The organism is Thiocapsa bogorovii (assembly GCF_021228795.1).
In the GTDB taxonomy this organism is placed as follows: domain Bacteria; phylum Pseudomonadota; class Gammaproteobacteria; order Chromatiales; family Chromatiaceae; genus Thiocapsa; species Thiocapsa bogorovii.
This window is the reverse complement of the sequence record NZ_CP089309.1, coordinates 184,549-200,943: the sequence shown is the minus strand read 5'-3', so window position 1 is coordinate 200,943 and position 16,395 is coordinate 184,549. Positions and strand designations below refer to the sequence as shown.

The 16,395-nt window shown below is 64.3% G+C and carries 14 protein-coding genes; 11 read left to right on the top strand and 3 right to left on the bottom strand.

Annotated elements, in window-relative coordinates:
* Positions 1-147 precede the first annotated feature (147 nt).
* Positions 148-2,073: an ATP-dependent zinc metalloprotease FtsH gene (gene ftsH, locus LT988_RS00905; protein ID WP_232408403.1), complete on the bottom strand. Its 1,926-nt coding sequence runs from the start codon at positions 2,071-2,073 to the stop codon at positions 148-150.
* Positions 2,074-2,334: 261 nt separating this feature from the next.
* Here ftsH and LT988_RS00900 point away from each other — a divergent pair, with 261 nt between their 5' ends.
* Positions 2,335-3,234 carry a PDZ domain-containing protein gene (locus tag LT988_RS00900; RefSeq protein ID WP_232408402.1) on the top strand — a complete coding sequence of 300 codons (900 nt, stop codon included), beginning with the start codon at positions 2,335-2,337 and terminating at the stop codon, positions 3,232-3,234.
* Between the two features lie 114 nt (positions 3,235-3,348).
* Here LT988_RS00900 and LT988_RS00895 read toward each other — a convergent pair whose 3' ends face one another.
* On the bottom strand, positions 3,349-3,933 hold the full coding sequence (locus LT988_RS00895) for a hypothetical protein (RefSeq protein ID WP_232408401.1): 585 nt from the start codon (positions 3,931-3,933) through the stop codon (positions 3,349-3,351).
* Positions 3,934-4,329: 396 nt separating this feature from the next.
* On the opposite strand from LT988_RS00895, the gene nagZ reads away from it, so the two are divergent.
* From nagZ to LT988_RS00870, 5 genes are all read left to right on the top strand, one after another.
* The gene (nagZ, locus tag LT988_RS00890; protein ID WP_232408400.1) at positions 4,330-5,406 is read left to right on the top strand and encodes a beta-N-acetylhexosaminidase; all 1,077 of its coding nucleotides are present in this window, start codon (positions 4,330-4,332) and stop codon (positions 5,404-5,406) included.
* Entirely contained in the window at positions 5,403-5,954 is a 552-nt protein-coding gene (locus LT988_RS00885) for a hypoxanthine-guanine phosphoribosyltransferase (RefSeq protein WP_232408399.1), read from the top strand. Before nagZ ends, LT988_RS00885 begins: the two co-directional genes overlap by 4 nt.
* A gap of 190 nt (positions 5,955-6,144) precedes the next feature.
* Positions 6,145-6,621: a hemerythrin domain-containing protein gene (locus LT988_RS00880; RefSeq protein WP_232408398.1), complete on the top strand. Its 477-nt coding sequence runs from the start codon at positions 6,145-6,147 to the stop codon at positions 6,619-6,621.
* 133 nt (positions 6,622-6,754) lie between these two features.
* On the top strand, positions 6,755-7,495 hold the full coding sequence (locus LT988_RS00875) for an S-methyl-5'-thioinosine phosphorylase (RefSeq protein WP_232408397.1): 741 nt from the start codon (positions 6,755-6,757) through the stop codon (positions 7,493-7,495).
* Positions 7,496-7,660: 165 nt separating this feature from the next.
* Positions 7,661-8,674: a hypothetical protein gene (locus LT988_RS00870; RefSeq protein ID WP_232408396.1), complete on the top strand. Its 1,014-nt coding sequence runs from the start codon at positions 7,661-7,663 to the stop codon at positions 8,672-8,674.
* Positions 8,675-8,926: 252 nt separating this feature from the next.
* Here LT988_RS00870 and LT988_RS00865 read toward each other — a convergent pair whose 3' ends face one another.
* Entirely contained in the window at positions 8,927-9,484 is a 558-nt protein-coding gene (locus tag LT988_RS00865; protein WP_232408395.1) for a SprT family zinc-dependent metalloprotease, read from the bottom strand.
* 577 nt (positions 9,485-10,061) lie between these two features.
* Here LT988_RS00865 and rimP point away from each other — a divergent pair.
* The 5 genes from rimP to truB all read left to right on the top strand — a co-directional run bounded on the left by rimP (position 10,062) and on the right by truB (position 16,228).
* On the top strand, positions 10,062-10,520 hold the full coding sequence (rimP, locus tag LT988_RS00860; protein WP_232408394.1) for a ribosome maturation factor RimP: 459 nt from the start codon (positions 10,062-10,064) through the stop codon (positions 10,518-10,520).
* 123 nt (positions 10,521-10,643) lie between these two features.
* Complete coding sequence (nusA, locus tag LT988_RS00855) at positions 10,644-12,146, top strand: transcription termination factor NusA (protein WP_232408393.1); 1,503 nt, start codon at positions 10,644-10,646, stop codon at positions 12,144-12,146.
* An 18-nt stretch (positions 12,147-12,164) separates the two neighbouring features.
* The gene (gene infB / locus LT988_RS00850) at positions 12,165-14,912 is read left to right on the top strand and encodes a translation initiation factor IF-2 (RefSeq protein ID WP_232408392.1); all 2,748 of its coding nucleotides are present in this window, start codon (positions 12,165-12,167) and stop codon (positions 14,910-14,912) included.
* A gap of 4 nt (positions 14,913-14,916) precedes the next feature.
* The gene (gene rbfA, locus LT988_RS00845; protein WP_232408391.1) at positions 14,917-15,327 is read left to right on the top strand and encodes a 30S ribosome-binding factor RbfA; all 411 of its coding nucleotides are present in this window, start codon (positions 14,917-14,919) and stop codon (positions 15,325-15,327) included.
* Positions 15,311-16,228 carry a tRNA pseudouridine(55) synthase TruB gene (gene truB / locus LT988_RS00840; protein ID WP_232408390.1) on the top strand — a complete coding sequence of 306 codons (918 nt, stop codon included), beginning with the start codon at positions 15,311-15,313 and terminating at the stop codon, positions 16,226-16,228. The genes rbfA and truB overlap by 17 nt, the downstream gene beginning before the upstream one ends.
* Positions 16,229-16,395 lie beyond the last annotated feature (167 nt).

Here is a 16,395-nt window from a genome sequence, read left to right as displayed (position 1 = left end):
GAAGGTGCCCCGAGGCCTCGTTGTCAAGGCCGGGGCGATCGATCGATCGGGCTGAAGTATAAAACAAAAAAGCCCTCGCAATCGATTGCGAGGGCTTGATTTCACACGCCCGTCCGATGGGCGGGATGGCTCTGTCGAGAGTCTCGATCAGACTCCGCCGACGGCTCCGCCGACGACGGGCGGCTCCTGACGCGGTGCGCCTCCCTTCGGCAGGTCTCCGCCGGAGGTCGGTTTGGCGCTGTCGACATCGTCGTCGGGCTCGCGCATCGGCCGGCCGGCCATGATGTCGTCGATCTGGTCCTTGCCGATCGTTTCGAACTTCAGCAGAGCGTCGGCCATCGTATGCAGCTTCTCGAGATTCTCCTCGAGCATTTTCTTGGCGCGCTTGTAGTTGCGATCGATGATCTTCCGGACCTCTTTGTCGATCGCCTGCGCGGTCTCGGGCGAGACCTGTCGCTGCTGCGTCACCGAACGTCCGAGGAAGACCTCGCCCTCGTCCTCGGCGTATGCCAGCGGCCCGAGGCTGTCGGACAACCCGAAGCGCGTCACCATGTTGCGCGCGATATCGGTGGCGCGTTCGATATCGTTGGAGGCGCCGGTCGTCACATGCTCGGGCCCGAAGATCATCTCCTCGGCCAGGCGCCCACCGAACAGGGTCGAGAGCTGGCTCTCGAGTTGGCGTTTGCTCATGCTGTAGCGATCGCGCTCGGGCAAAAACAGCGTCACGCCGAGCGCGCGTCCGCGCGGGATGATGCTGACCTTGTGGACGGGGTCGTGCTCGGGCACGAGACGTCCGACGATGGCGTGACCGGCTTCGTGATAGGCGGTCAGCTTACGCTCGGACTCGGACATGACGATGCTGCGGCGCTCCGCGCCCATCATGATCTTGTCCTTGGCGCGCTCGAACATCTGCATTGAGACCTCGGTGTGCCCGGCGCGCGCCGCGAAAAGGGCAGCCTCGTTGACCAGATTCGCGAGGTCGGCACCCGAGAAGCCGGGTGTCCCGCGGGCGATGGTGCGTGCCTCGACGTCGTCGGCGATCGGCACCTTCCGCATGTGCACCTCGAGGATGGCCGCGCGACCGGCGAGGTCGGGCAGACCGACAACCACCTGCCGGTCGAACCGTCCCGGACGCAGGAGCGCCGGGTCGAGCACGTCGGCGCGGTTGGTCGCCGCGATGACGATGATGCCCTCGTTCCCCGCGAAGCCGTCCATCTCGACCAGCAGTTGGTTCAGGGTCTGCTCACGCTCGTCGTGGCCGCCGCCGAGACCGGCGCCGCGTTTGCGCCCGACCGCATCGATCTCGTCGATGAAGATGATGCAGGGAGCGGCCTTCTTGGCTTGCTCGAACAGGTCCCGAACGCGCGAAGCGCCGACGCCGACGAACATCTCGACGAAGTCCGATCCGGAGATGCTGTAGAAGGGCACCTTCGCCTCGCCTGCGATCGCGCGGGCCAAAAGCGTTTTGCCGGTGCCGGGAGGCCCGACCATCAACACTCCGCGCGGGATGCGGCCGCCGAGGTTCGAAAATTTCTGCGGGTTACGCAGAAAATCCACCAGCTCGCCCACCTCTTCCTTGGCCTCCTCGACGCCTGCGACGTCGCGCAGTGTGACCTTGACCTCGCCCTCGGCGTGCTGGCGAGCGCGGCTCTTGCCGAAGTTAAAGATCCCGCCGCCACCACCGCCGCCACCCATGTTGCGGCGCATGAACCAGAACCAGACTCCGATCAGGAGCAGGAAGGGCAGCCAGGCAATCAGGATTTGAGCCAGGACACTCGGGCGATCCGGCGGCTCGGCGCGAATCGTCACGCCATTCTCGAGGAGATCGCCGACGAGCGCGGGGTCACCCGGATCGAAGGTCTCGAATCGGGAGCCGTCGGTCCTCAGGCCCTTGATTTTCTCGTCCTGGATGGTGACCTCGCGGATCGAGCCGTCGGACAATTCCTGGAGGAACTGGCTGTAGCTTAGGCTGCGGGACTCGATCTGGTCGGAGGTCGTCATGCTGTTGAACATCATCACCAACCAGATGGTGACGGCGACCCACAGCAGCAGATTCAGATTTTTGGCATTCATTCTCGGGCTGTCCTCGTTGACCATCGCTCGGCTGGAGCTCGCCGCTCCGCCTTGCGCTATTGGCGGGTACATCGGGGCATGGGTTCGAAAACCAACGGAAACGCTGCCGCGGTCGATGACCGGAGCGAGCTTAACAGTTTTGCCGGTTCCGTGATCAGGCGGGAGGTCGTGACGGCGGCTCGCTGGTCTCTTGATGATGCGGGGAACGCGGCGCCTCGGTCGCGGTCGCAGGCTCACGTCCTAGACACCGGAGACCCTGCAATGCAACCAGCCGTTCCTCTCTTGTCCGCCGGCTTCGCGGTCGGCGCGTTCTTCGGCGCAGCAGCCGTCGCCGGCTACATCGCGCTGAACGAACCCCTGTCGCCCGCGGCTTCCGAGGTGGATCCGGTTTCGGAAGAGCGGGCAGATGCGCCGATCCCGGTCGCGTTGGGTGTGACCGAACGTGCAGGTCGACCCGAGGAGACGCCGCCGGATGTGCCGACGATCCCCGCCGGCGACGTCGTGACCCCGCAGGCGCTGAAAAGCTTGGAGTCCCAGGTTACCGATCTACGCTCTCGGCTCGCGAGTGTGGAACAGACCCTGAACCGCGTCCTGACGGCCTCCTCGACGCCCGCGGACGCGAACGAAGAATCACGCCCGGCGGCTCCGCGAACCGCAGACGAGCGACGCGGAGCCCTCGTGGCCGCAGGTGTCGATCCGGTCTTGGCCGAGGATCTGGTCCTGCGCGAGGCACAGCGTTCGCTCGAGCGACTCTCGTTGCGGGATCAAGCGATTCGGGAAGGCTGGCTCGGGACCGCCGAGTACCGCGATGAGCTTTCTCGCATCAATGCCGACGCGCGTTCGCTGCGTGAAGAGATCGGCGAGGAGATCTACGACCGTTATCTATTTGCCACGGGCGAGGACAATCGCGTCAAGATCGACTCCGTCATCCCGGGATCTGCCGCCGAGATCGCTGGTCTGCAACCGGGCGATCTGATCGAGGCGTACGCCGACGAGCGGTTGTTCGACTTCTCGGAGCTGCGTAGGAAGACCACCGAGGGTGAATACGGGGAGCAGGTTGCGGTGCAGGTGCGCCGCGGAGGGCGAGTGGTGGAGACATGGATCGCTCGGGGGCCGCTCGGGGTAACCCTGAATTCCGCCCGCGTCGAGCCTGCCCGCTGAAGACCTCCCCGCCGTGTGGGCGCGCGGGCGTCGGGACACACGGTCATGCCGTCCCGGGTGTGCGCGTTTCGCGGAAAATTGCGGCGCGCGGAGCGGTCGCGGGCGGGTCGCGTCTTACCGCAGATCTTTCGCGACGTCTTGCATCAAGACCGCCAATGGACCCGCAACGGCGGGTTGGCCCGGTGCCACCTTGCAGTTGCTGCAGGATGCGGTATAGACGCGGTCCAGGCGGACCCGGCCGGTCTCCGTGTCACTCGCCCGGATTCGCATGGCGATAGTCCCGCTGCGCTGATCGGGCCGGGTCCAGGTCAACCCCGTGAGCGCCGGTTGGACGAGCAGGCCTCCTTCATGCGCTTCGGATACGTGCTCGAGCGCAATCACGCCGGCAAAGAGGTCGGTGCGGTCCAGGTCATCCGCCATCAGTTTTTGGATCCACCAGGCCGAGACCTCAGGCGAGGCCGAAGCGCGACCGTCGACGACCGGGGCGATCGCGAGCGCCGGGGGGCCGTCGTAGATCTCGCCGGGTGCAGTCGCACGGGCGCTGCCCGGCGCCCTCGCCGGCGTCGGAGCCCCGATCGCCGCGGAGGTGCCGATTCCGGTGGCTGTCTGGACCGGCGCCGAGGTTGGGCTGGAGCCGCAGCCTGCCGTGAAGAGTACGTAAAGTACGACGAGCAGGTGCGGGAAACGGCGGTACGACATGAACGAAGACCTCGGCTGGTTTGGACGTCGGCTGGACTCGGGTGGAAGATGCGCTCGCAGGAGCCGGCGGACGGCAGTCGTGCTGCTGATGCGTAGAGGCCGTCCCGCGCGCGCGGGCGTTCGCCGGCGGGAACTATAATACCGGCCCCGGGTATGCCTGCGCAGCCCCGGCGAGGTCGAGACCCGGAGGCCCTAGGAGCGAAGCTGTTGCTGTGTTACAACAACCTTCGTCGACTCGGGTTCCGGGGTCGCGGTCTGTCCGGGGTCCGTTCGGTGTTGGGCGAAGATTACGCAATCGGTATTGCGAATGAAAAGATCGAGATCGGAGTGGAGAATGCTCTGTCGGCGCAAGGACCGGTCGGCACGTTCGTGTCGTCCAGGAGTGGATGCCTGACCATGTCCCTGGGTCCCGTCATGCTCGATGTCGCGGGGACGGCACTCGACGCCGAGGATCGCGAGCTGTTGCGTCATCCCGGCGTTGGCGGGGTGATCCTGTTCGCGCGCAACTTCGACTCGCCTTCTCAGCTCGCCGAGCTGACCGCCGAGATCCACGCCCTGCGCGCGCCGCACCTCCTGATCGGTGTTGACCAAGAAGGGGGGCGGGTGCAGCGCTTTCGCGAGGGATTTACGCGACTTCCGCCGGCGGGCCGGTTCGCCGAGCTCTTCAGTCGCCATCCCAGAGACGCCCGTGCCAGCTGCGAGTCCGTCGCATGGCTGATGGCCGCGGAGCTGCGCTCGGTCGGCGTGGACTTCAGCTTCGCGCCGGTGCTCGATCTGGATCGAGGCCTGAATCCCGTGGTCGGCGATCGCGCCTTCGGGAGCCGGGCGCGCGCGGTCGGCGATTTGGCGCTCGCCTGGCTCGACGGAGTGCGTCGCGCCGGCATGGCCGGCGTGGGGAAGCACTTTCCCGGGCACGGCGGTGTAAACCTGGATTCACACCTTGAGCTGCCAATCGATCCGAGGCCTTACGCTGATCTTTTGATGGACGATCTCATTCCTTTCGAGCGCGTCATCGCGCACGCGATCGAAGGGATCATGCCGGCCCATGTTCTGTACCCGTCGGTCGACGACCGTCCGGCCGGATTCTCACCGGTTTGGTTGCGCGACATCTTGCGCGGCCGGCTCGGTTTTCAGGGGGTGATCTTCAGCGACGACCTCAGCATGGGGGCGGCGGCATCTGAGGGTGGACCGGTCGAGCGCGCGCGCGCCGCCTCGCACGCCGGTTGCGATATGCTGTTGGTCTGCAACAATCGCCCGGCGGCGCTTGAGGTTCTTGAGGCGTTCGCCGATCACCACGACCCTGCGGCTGAGCTGCGTCTTCTCAGGATGCATGGTCGCGGTCAGCATGAGCGAGCACGTCTGCACGAGCAGCCCGAGTGGCAGCGCGGCGTGCGGTGCGTGGCTCTTCTCGAGGGGCTCGAGACGCTTGATCTGGGGCTCCTCGATCCGACCGACCCGGAGGCAACTGGATGAAGCTCGACCCGAAAGACTACGACGCCGTCGCCGCACGCGCACAACAACTGGTCACGCCCGAAGAGATCGATGCGGCGCTCGACCGGATGGCCGCGGCGGTTGCCGAGCGTCTCGCCGGAAAGGATCCCCTGGTGCTTTGCGTCATGACGGGAGCGGTCATTGTCGCCGGTCTTCTCCTTCCGCGGCTGCAGTTTCAACTGCGGGTGGACTACATCCATGCCAGCCGTTACCAGGGCCGAACCAGCGGCGGGGAGATCCTCTGGCGCTACCGTCCGTCGGATGCCATCCGCGGCGAGCATGTCTTGGTGCTCGACGACATTCTCGACGAGGGCATTACGCTGCGTCAGATCGTCGATGCCTGTCATGAAGACGGGGCGGCAAGCGTGCACACGGCTGTTCTGGTGTCCAAAGAGCGCGAACATGCGTGCGAGGCCGATGTCGTGGGTGTGCACGTCGAGGACCGGTATCTCTATGGGTACGGGCTCGACTACAAGGACTACTTCCGAAACGCAGCCGGGATCTATGCAGTGGCCGATGAGGACGTGTAGGCGCGACGGCTCTATGGGTATTTGTTGAAACCCGAATATAAGTACCCGCTTTTTGACACCTTTTGAGCTTTGGTATACACCCTGATCTGCGTGTTGTTTCAGCGTGATCGGTCCTCCCCGGGGCGGCGTCGATGTCTTCGCCCCGCGGGACGTGACGACCGCACAACCCATAACAATCGGAGGATGGTGCATGCCGACCCTGGAAGACTACCGCCACACACATGGCGAACTGCGTCAGATGATCGAGGATCTCAGATCGCTTCTCACCCCCGAGCAGCTGCGCATTCGCCCGAATGCGAAGACCGCTTACGAGCTGTTGTGCGACCTTGGTACGAAGGTTCGCAGCCATCTCGCCGATGAGGATCGCAGTCTCTACCCGACCCTCCTCATCCATGAAGACCCCAAGGTCAAGTCGATCGCGTGGGGCTTCATCAGCGGCGAAAAGCCCTTGCGCAAAACCTTCGACGACTACCATAAGCACTGGTTGAAAAACTGCGATTTCAACTTCACGGAAGATTTTCTTGCTGAAACGCACGAGATCTTCGATATGGTTGACAAGCGCATCGATCGCGAAGAGCAGGTCCTTTTTCCGAAGCTCATCGAGATCGGCATTTTCACCGATCGATCCCGAAAATCCGACGCGAGCGCGTTCAAGACATCCGTTTGAGAGTCGACTCGGTCGTCAAGACCGCTCGACGACAAGAGACCGGCGCCGCAAGGCGCCTTTTTTTGGCTTCCTCGCCGCCCTCCGCTAGACTGCGCGGCCAATTTCGAGTCAATTTCGGACCTTCATGAAGCGCATGAGCCTTCTCGCCATCATCGGTGGATCTGGTTTTTCGGACTTTCCCGACCTCGAGCTCGAGGCGTCTCGTCGGGTCGAAACCCCCTTCGGCGAGACCTCGGCGCCGGTCGCGATCGGGCGCCTCGATGGCGCCGAGATCCTTTTCATACCGCGTCACGGCGCCGAGCATCGGCTGCCGCCCCACCGGATCAACTACCGCGCCAATCTCTGGGCGCTGCGCGCCTTGGGGGCAGAGCGTGTCGTCGGGCTGGCCGCGGTCGGCGGGATCGGTGCGCGCTTCTCCCCGCTGGCGCTCGCGGTTCCGCACGACCTCGTCGACTACACGTACGGGCGAGATCACAGCATCTACGATGGCGAGCAGGGGGCGCTCGATCATGTCGACATGACCTCGCCCTACTGCGAAGAGCTGCGCCAAGTCTTGATTCGCGCCTGCGCCGAATCCGGTCATCCGGCGATCGAGGAGGGGGTTTATGCCGCGACCCAGGGACCGCGTCTCGAAACCACCGCCGAGATCGCTCGTTTGGAGCGCGACGGCTGCGATCTCGTGGGGATGACCGGCATGCCGGAGGCCGGGATCGCCCGGGAGCTCGGGCTCTGCTACGCGAGCCTAGCGTTCGTCGTGAACTGGGCGGCGGGCAAGGGCGAGGGTGTGATCACAATGGCCGAGATCGAGTCTCATCTATCCGACTGTGTCGGGCGTGTGCGTAAGGTCCTCCGGATCGTCGCAACCTCGGGATGATCCCTTAGGGCGATCCGTTCGGTTGGCCCGTCGGCTCGGAAGGTCGGATCCGGGGCCTCGAACAGGCTTCGCCGGACTGTCGGTAGCGCAAGGTGTTTAAGTACATCAGGAAACTCTGATACCATAAGCGTCCCTTACTTTATCGCTTTTCCAGGAGAATCCGAAATGGCCACCGAGGAAACTGCACCCAAACGCTCCGGTCTCGGCTGGATCCCGAAGTTATCCCTTTGGGCCGTCGTGATTGCCTTCGGTTACCTGTATCTGAGCTCGGCCGACCATGAGTCCACCGGCGATACGACGCAGGTCGCCTTGACCGGCGAGAGCAGCGCGGAAGCTGACGGCTTCCAGAAGATCGTCGACAAGCTCGGGGAGTTCACGGCCTCTGCGGAAACCGTGATCGCCGATGTGACCGCCGCCGGGGCCGATGGCTTCAACCAGGTCGTGGGGAAGGTCAAGGAATTGACGGGCACGGCCGAGCCGGCCGACGTCGAGCCTGTCGTCGCCGAGCCTGTCGTCGCCGAGTCCGCCGCTGTCGATTCGGCCGATCCGCAGCCGGCTGTCGTGGAGACGAGCGCCGCCCCGCAGGAATCCGTAGCCAGCCCCGCGCCCGTGCGGGTCGCGGAAGACCGTCCGGCCGCCTCTGCGTTTAGTCGCCACTCGGCCCCCTTACCCGCGACGGCGCCTGCAACGCCTCAAGCAACCCGTGCGGAGCCGGAGGTTGCGGCCGACACGGATGCCGTTTCCGCCGAGACGACCGCCGAGTCGCCGCCGATGAAGGACGCGGAGGCAACTGCGTTTGCCGAATCGTTGATGGGAGACGAGTCGTCGTCGGAAACGGCACCCGCGTCGGCCGAGGCGCCGGCGCCCGCATTGACCCGGCAGGACTTCGCGCCTGTGCCTGTCGTGCCCCAGCCCTTGGCGCGTACGGAGGTCGTTCCTGCGCCGTCCGGCGCCGCCCCCGCGTTCGAAGGTCGCCGCGAAAGTGCCGCTCAGTATCGTGCTCGCATGATGGCGGAATATGAAAACATGCGGCGCGCCGCCGACCAGCGTGCCCGGGAATACTGGGAGCGGATGGAGATGCCGGCACCGATGGCCGCCCCGGCCGGCTATCCTGCTTACGGGCCGGCTTTCGGGCCCGTTTACGGGCCGGGCTACGGCGCGCCTGCCTATCAGCGATAGCCCTCGTCGGGCGGAGCGGTTGCATCCGCCTTCGCGCGGATGTGTCGAGCCGACCTCGGCTGCGGATGCGCGAGACGGAGTTTCCGCCTCGCGATGCGTCCGACGGCCTTCGCGAAAACCGGTCTCCGGGCGGCGGTTGAGAGCCTCGTCGACGTCCGGTTGTCGAATTTCGAACTTCGAAACCCGTTCGCTGCCGAGTACCCCGGTCCACCTTAGATGTGCGAGCATGCAAAATAAGGTGAAAAAGGGGTACTAGGATCTCTCATTTTGCAGGTCGACCTCATGCTGTAGGGGTTGCCTGCAGCGGCGGCAGAGATAGACGGTCCCTTCTCGACAGATTCGATTGTGGCGGATGCTGCTGATCTCGTGCGTTCCACAGTCGCAGCGATAGAGAAACCGCTGCAGGGATCGCGTGCGCAGCCTCGAGACGTCGTAGCGATGGCAGCGTGAAGGCTCGACACCGAAATGACGCATGACGGCTTGCCATTCCGGTCCGTGTGGCCGAATACGCGGCCCGTGCTTCACGAAGGCCACGACATGGGCGACCTCATGCGCCACGGTCTCAGATACGAAATGTGTCTCGTGCATGCTCAATAGCGTCGCGTTGTAGCGGATGATTGCGAAAGACCGGCTTCGCATCCGCGCCTGCCCCGCTGAGGTCCCGCGAAGGTCGAATCGGATCTCGACTCGAGGCATGGCGAGATGCAACCAGGTTTCCGCCTCGCGCAGAAGCGCTCCGGTGCGGGCCGCGGCGTGCTCGGTCGGTGAGGGAGTAGTCATCGTCGCGTCGGTCATCGATTCGCCTGTCATGGATACCACCTTCTCGGACTTCCGTCCCTGGATGGCGTGCCGGAGGTTGCCGAAAGCGATCGACACCCGGCGTCGAGCCGGCGGCGCGCTCGCCGGCCGATGGTCTCTCGGTGCCTGGAGACTGCACCGGCGAGGAGGTGTTTGGCAATGTGCGGGTGGTTCGTCGGACGTGTCTTTGCATCGCGCAGTACTCTCGCGATATCGGCCGCTGCGCGATCAACAACCTTGCGGATCAAGGTCGGACCGGATACACTCCAAGGGCTTCGTAGATGAAGTCTCCTGCGAGCACCTTGAAGGTCGGCGTTTCATAAGAACCCCTTCGCTGGGGTTTTTTTATCCTGGGTCTTTTATCGCTGCCGAACTTCAGGTCGGCGGTCTCCCTTGAAAGGTGGTCGACCGGGTGTCAACCGTCCGGCGCCTCGCACGTCCACGCGGTTCTCATGGCCCGGGATCGGATCGGTGCAGCGATTATCCGCTGGCGAGACCGTCGTCTCGATGCAGTCGGTTGTGTCGGGTCGAGGGCGGATCTTTAAGTCGTTGGGCCAATGGCCCAATTTTTGTTTCTGAAGGGCGTGTGATGGAGCCTGCGGAAAGTCGTCTCAGTCAGTTGGCCCACGGGGTTGTCGAACCTCTGGGCTACGAGCTTGTCGGTGTCGAGCTGTTTCAGCGCGGTGCCAGCGGCGCCACGCTGCGGGTGTATATCGACCACGAGCGTGGTATCGGACTCGACGACTGCGCTGCCGTAAGCGACCAGTTGAGCGCTGTCCTGGATGTCGAAGACCCCCTTCAGGGGCGCTACGACCTGGAGGTCTCCTCGCCCGGATTGGATCGGCCACTGGTGTTTCCCGAGCATTTTCGGCGTTTCGAAGGCTCGCGCGCCAAGGTGAGATTGAGTGAGAAGCTCGAAGGGCGACGGAGTCTGGAAGGCATTCTTCGCGGATGCGAAGAGGGCATCGTGAGCCTTGAGGCGGATGGTCGTCTCTGGGAGATCCCCGTGAATCGGATCGAGATCGCCCGGCTTATCCCCGTCTTTTGACGTTGCCGGACCATGATACGTGGCGGAAGAGCATAGCCGCATTCGGTCAAGTCGCACGTCGGTCGTCGATCGCGTCGGCTCGATCGTGTTGCGAGCCGGATCTTTTGAGTCGGATGAGGTGGAATGAGTAAAGAGATCTTAATGGTCGTGGAGGCCGTCTCGAACGAGAAGGACGTCCCCGAAGGCGTCATCTTCGAGGCCATCGAGGCCGCACTGGCGTCTGCCACCCGCAAGAAACACGGCGGGGAGATCGACGTGCGTGTCGCGATCGACCGCAAGACCGGCGACTACCGCTCTTTCCGACGTTGGGAGATCATTCCCGACCCCGAGCAGGGTGTGCTCGAGGCGCCGTCTCGGCAGATTACCGCCTCGGCGGCGCAGATCCTCGAGCCCGAGCTCGGCCCCGGCGACTTCATCGAGGAGGAGATCGACTCCGAGCTGTTCGGTCGCATCGCGGCCCAGACAGCCAAGCAGGTGATCGTGCAAAAGGTCCGCGAGGCCGAGAGGGCGAAGATCGTCGAGGCCTTCGGCGAGCGTAAAGGTCAACTGGTCACCGGCATCGTGAAGAAGGCCGAGCGCGGCACCATCATGGTGGATCTCGGCAGCAATGCCGAGGCGCTGGTTCCGCGCGACCATGTGATTCCGCGCGAGTCGGTGCGCCCCGGCGATCGCCTGCGCGGCTATCTCTACGATGTCCGCTCCGAGCCCAAGGGTCCGCAACTGTTTGTCAGTCGGACGGCTCCGGAGTTGCTGATCGAGCTGTTCAAGCTCGAGGTTCCCGAGGTCGGCGAGGGGCTGATCCAGATCCTGGGTGCGGCGCGCGATCCGGGCTCCCGCGCCAAAATCGCCGTGCGGACCACCGACCCGCGCATCGATCCCGTCGGCGCCTGTGTCGGAATGCGCGGCTCTCGCGTACAGGCCGTCTCCAACGAGCTCAATGGTGAGCGTGTCGATATCATCCTCTGGGATGACAATCCCGCTCAATACGTGATCAACGCCATGTCTCCGGCCGATGTCGTCTCGATCGTCATCGACGAAGAGGCGCGTAGCATGGATGTCGCCGTCAAGGAAGAGAATCTTGCGCAAGCCATCGGGCGCAACGGACAAAACGTTCGCCTCGCCAGTCAGTTGACCGGCTGGGAGCTGAACGTGATGAACGAGGAAGACGCGGCGGCCAAGGGCGAGCAGGAGGCCGTTCGCTCGGTCCAGAACTTTATGGAGCAGCTGGGTGTCGACGAGACCCTTGCGGCGATTCTGGTCGAAGAGGGTTTCAGCACGGTCGACGAAGTGGCGTACGTGCCTCTGGTCGAGATGCAGGCGATCGACGAGCTGGACGACGAGACCATCGAGTTGCTGCGCGAGCGTGCAAACGACGTGCTGTTGACGCGCGCGATCGCCACCGAGGAAGACGGGGCTCGGGATCCGGCGCCGGATCTATTGGAAATGGATGGAATGGACGAGCCATTGGCCTATGCCCTTGCGGAGCGCGGCGTGGCCACAGTCGAGGATCTCGCCGAGCAGTCGGTCGACGACCTGCTGGTTATCGACGGGATGGACCGCGAGCGTGCGGCCCGCTTGATCATGAAGGCCCGCGAGCCCTGGTTTGCGGACGCCCCGCAGGAATAGAGGAATAAAGGTCAGTTCATGAGTGAAGTCACGGTCAAGCAACTCGCCTCTACGGTCGGCATCCCGGTTGAGCGCCTCCTGACACAGCTGAACGAGGCAGGCATCACCGCTGAAAGCGCGGAGACTACCTTGACGGAGCAGGAGAAACTCCAGCTCCTCGGCTATCTGCGTCGCAGCCACGGAAAGGCGGAAGCCGACAGCGGTACCACGCCCGCGCAAGTGACGCTCAAGCGTAAGTCGGTCAGCGAGCTGCGCCAGCCTGCGGCGGCTCCACGGGGAAATGTCGGAAGTGCTCGACCCACCCCCGCCGCGCGGGCGAAGACCGTGAGCGTCGAGGTACGTCGCAAACGGACCTACGTCAAGCGCGCCGATGAGCCGGTCCCGCCGCCGTCCGCCGCCGCTGCCCAGCAGCGTCCGGCCGTGGAGCGTGCGCGGCCGCAGCGCGAGCGCTCCTCGTCCGCGACACCTGCGCACGATGGCGGGCGCCGCCGCATCGAGCTCGAGGCCTTACGGGCCGAGCAGGAGGCCCGCCGACTTGCCGAGCAGGAGGAGCAAGAGCGCCAAGCTCGCGAGCAGGACGAGAAGCGTCGGATCGAGGAGCAGGAGCGACGCGTCGCCGAGGCGGCGCGTGCGGCCGAAGAGGCCGCTCGACTTGCCGCAGAGGCTGCGGAGCAGGAGGCCGCAAGCGCCGCGACCGATCTCGATGATGAAGGTCCCGAGGACGTGCCTGCAGCGGCGGTCGTCGCCCGTCGCGCAGAGGCATCGAAGTCGAAGAAGGCAGCCCTGAAGAAGCCGGCGGAACTCTCCGAGAAGGAGCGTTCGGTCAAGAAGGCCGGACGCAAGGACAGCTCGCGAGGCCGCGAGGCTGCGGTCATCCCGGGCGCCGACTACGAAGAGATCGATTCCGGCGGCGGTACCGCCGGGCGCGGACTGCGTCGGAAGAAGAAGACGCTCAAGCCGCAGCTGCAGGATAAGCATGTCTTCCAGAAGCCGACCGCGCCGGTGGTCCGCGAGGTGGAGATCCCCGAGGCCATTTCGGTCGGCGAGCTCGCCAGCCGCATGTCGGTCAAGGCATCCGAGGTGATCCGCGAGCTCTTCAAGCAGGGCGTCATGGTGACCATCAACCAGACGCTGGATCGCGACACGGCGACCATCGTCGTCGAGGAGCTCGGTCATACGGCTGTGCGCGCCGACGAGCGCGACGCCGAAGGCGTGTTGATGGAAGAGGTCCAGGAGCAGGTCGAGCAGGCCGAGATGGTGCCGCGTCCTCCGGTCGTCACCATCATGGGGCATGTCGACCACGGCAAGACCTCTTTGCTCGACTATATCCGGCGCACTCGTGTCGCCTCGGGCGAGGCGGGCGGGATCACCCAGCATATCGGCGCCTATCACGTCGAGACACCGAAGGGGACGGTCTCTTTCCTCGATACCCCCGGCCATGCCGCCTTCTCGGCGATGCGCGCTCGAGGGGCCAAGGTGACGGACATCGTCATCCTGGTGGTCGCGGCGGACGACGGCGTCATGCCGCAAACCGTCGAGGCGATCCAGCACGCCAGAGCCTCGGGTGTTCCGCTGATCGTCGCGATCAATAAGATCGACAAACCCGATGCCCATCCGGACAAGGTGATGCAGGAGCTGACTCAGCACCAGGTCGTCGCCGAGGAGTGGGGCGGCGATACCATGATGGTGCAGGTCTCGGCCAAGACCGGCGACGGCATCGACGATTTGCTCGACGGAATTCTGTTGCAGTCCGAGGTCCTCGAGCTCAAGGCCGCCGTCGACGGCCCCGCCCGCGGGACGATCGTCGAGTCCAGTCTCGACAAGGGCCGCGGCCCGGTCGCGACCGTCCTGGTCCAGTCCGGAACGCTGCGGCGCGGCGATATCATCGTCAGCGGCGGCGAATACGGTCGTGTTCGAGCCATGTTCGACGAGGCCGGAGCGCCGGTCGAGGCGGCTGGTCCATCGATTCCCGTCCAGGTGCTGGGTCTCTCGGGCACCCCCTATGCCGGCGACGACGTCATGACGGTCGCCGACGAGCGCAGGGCGCGCGAGGTCGCGGAATTCCGTTCGGCGCGCTCTCGACAGAGCCGCTTCGACGAGCAGCGTGGCGTGAGCCTCGACCAACTCTTCGCGCAGATCAAGGACGGCGAGCAGAAGAGCGTCAACCTCATCGTCAAGGCGGACGTGCAGGGCAGTCTCGAGGCACTCAAAGACAGCCTGCTCAAACTCGGCAACGAGGAGGTCAAGGTTGCGCTGGTCGCGGTCGGTGTCGGCGGTATTACCGAATCCGACGCCAACCTGGCCGTCACCTCCAACGCCATTTTGCTCGGGTTCAATGTCCGAGCCGACGCCGCGGCGCGCCGGGTGATCGAGGACAAGGGCCTCGACCTGCGCTACTACAGCATTATCTACGAGCTGATCGACGACGTGAAGAAGGCCATTTCGGGCCTGCTCAGTCCGATCGTGACCGAAGAGATCATCGGTCTTGCTCAGGTGCGCGATGTCTTCCGCTCGTCGAAGTTCGGCGCGGTTGCCGGCTGCATGGTCACGGAGGGTGCGATCCGTCGCAACAGCCCGATCCGCGTCCTGCGCAACAACGTCGTGGTCTACGAGGGGGCGCTCGAGTCGCTGCGGCGCTTCAAGGACGACGTGAACGAGGTCAAGGCAGGCATCGAGTGCGGCATCGGCGTAAAGAACTACAACGACGTGCAGCCGGGCGACCAGATCGAGGTCTTCGAGCGGACCGAACGGGCCCGCGAGATCTGATCGAATGAAGGAATTCGATCGTACCGAACGCATCGGCGCGGAGCTCAAGCGTGTGCTCTCAACCTTGGTGCGTGACGAGGTGAATGATCCGCGCCTGGCGAACATTACCGTCCATGAGGTGCGCGTGACGAAGGACCTTGCTCATGCCAAGGTCTTCTTCACCTGCTTTTCGACGGATGACGATGCCGTTGAGCAGACCCGTCTGCTCAATGGCCGTCTCGCCGGCTTTCTCCGTCATGGACTGGCGCAGCGGGTTCGTCTTCGGACCATCCCGCAACTGCATTTTGTGTTCGACGAGTCGATCGGCAAGGGTGAGCGCCTTGCAGCACTGATCTCGCAGGCGGTCGGGCAATCCGACCAATCTACGCATGAAGACGCCGATCAGGAGCTGCAGGTTGATGGGACGCCGTCGTAATACAGGCCGAGATGTCACCGGCATCCTCTTGCTTGATAAGCCGCTGGGTTTGTCTTCGAACGATGCCTTGCAGCGCGTGAAGCGCTTTTACCGCGCCGCTAAGGCCGGTCATACCGGAAGCCTCGATCCTCTGGCGACCGGGCTTTTGCCCTGTTGTCTGGGCGATGCGACCAAGTTCTCCGCATATCTGCTGGATGCGGACAAACGCTATCGGGTGCGCGTGCGACTGGGTGTGACGACCACGACCGCCGATGCCGAGGGCGATATCGTCGCCGACGAGCCGGTGGTCGGGATCGACGAGGCGCGCGTGCGCGAGGTGCTGCTCGGCTTTCTGGGTATCATCTCGCAACTGCCGCCGATGCACTCGGCCGTGAAGCACCAGGGGCAGAGGCTCTACAAACTGGCTCGGCAAGGTTTGGAGGTCGAGCGCACTCCGCGCGAGATCGAGATCTTCGCACTCGATCTGCTGTCGATGAACCTGCCGGAGATCGAGCTTGACGTGCATTGCTCCAAAGGGACTTACGTGCGTACGCTTGCCGAGGATATCGGTCGCAAATTGGGCTGCGGTGCACATGTCAGCGGACTGCGGCGTACCGCGGTGGGGCCATACTCCGAGACGGAGGGGCCGTTCGTCGGTCTGGACCGAATCGAGGCGATGGCGGGCGAAGACGACATGGCCGGTCTCGATGCGCTTCTGCTGCCGCTCGACAGCGCCCTGGGTCACTGGCCGGCGGTGCGTCTGTCCGCCGACGCCGCCTTTTATTTGAGACAAGGCCAGGCGGTCTTGATCCCGCAAGCGCCGACGCAGGGCCTTGTCAGGCTCTATGATCCGTCGCAGATCTTCGTCGGGGTCGGCAGTATCCTCGACGACGGGCGCGTGCAGCCCAAGAGGCTGATTTAGAATCGTCAAATTCTGCGGGCGGTTCCGCCTTGAACAATCCGTGAGGCCGCCATCTCAAATGGTGCGCGACACCTCGAAAATCGTTCGACAGCTCGAAAAACAGTGCAATCAAGCCACGGTCCGATTCCCTGATGTCATTGTCGGGGCGATCCATCCCTCTCCCGTTC

Excerpts from the sequence above, each read along its gene's own strand:
- rbfA (WP_232408391.1), top strand. The coding sequence starts at position 14,917 with ATGAAGGAATTCGATCGTACCGAACGCATCGGCGCGGAGCTCAAGCGT.
- LT988_RS00870 (WP_232408396.1), top strand. The coding sequence starts at position 7,661 with ATGGCCACCGAGGAAACTGCACCCAAACGCTCCGGTCTCGGCTGGATC.
- LT988_RS00875 (WP_232408397.1), top strand. The coding sequence starts at position 6,755 with ATGAGCCTTCTCGCCATCATCGGTGGATCTGGTTTTTCGGACTTTCCC.
- truB (WP_232408390.1), top strand. The coding sequence starts at position 15,311 with ATGGGACGCCGTCGTAATACAGGCCGAGATGTCACCGGCATCCTCTTG.
- nusA (WP_232408393.1), top strand. The coding sequence starts at position 10,644 with ATGAGTAAAGAGATCTTAATGGTCGTGGAGGCCGTCTCGAACGAGAAG.
- nagZ (WP_232408400.1), top strand. The coding sequence starts at position 4,330 with ATGTCCCTGGGTCCCGTCATGCTCGATGTCGCGGGGACGGCACTCGAC.
- LT988_RS00880 (WP_232408398.1), top strand. The coding sequence starts at position 6,145 with ATGCCGACCCTGGAAGACTACCGCCACACACATGGCGAACTGCGTCAG.
- LT988_RS00900 (WP_232408402.1), top strand. The coding sequence starts at position 2,335 with ATGCAACCAGCCGTTCCTCTCTTGTCCGCCGGCTTCGCGGTCGGCGCG.
- LT988_RS00885 (WP_232408399.1), top strand. The coding sequence starts at position 5,403 with ATGAAGCTCGACCCGAAAGACTACGACGCCGTCGCCGCACGCGCACAA.
- ftsH (WP_232408403.1), bottom strand. The coding sequence starts at position 2,073 with ATGAATGCCAAAAATCTGAATCTGCTGCTGTGGGTCGCCGTCACCATC.
- LT988_RS00895 (WP_232408401.1), bottom strand. The coding sequence starts at position 3,933 with ATGTCGTACCGCCGTTTCCCGCACCTGCTCGTCGTACTTTACGTACTC.
- rimP (WP_232408394.1), top strand. The coding sequence starts at position 10,062 with ATGGAGCCTGCGGAAAGTCGTCTCAGTCAGTTGGCCCACGGGGTTGTC.
- infB (WP_232408392.1), top strand. The coding sequence starts at position 12,165 with ATGAGTGAAGTCACGGTCAAGCAACTCGCCTCTACGGTCGGCATCCCG.
- LT988_RS00865 (WP_232408395.1), bottom strand. The coding sequence starts at position 9,484 with ATGACAGGCGAATCGATGACCGACGCGACGATGACTACTCCCTCACCG.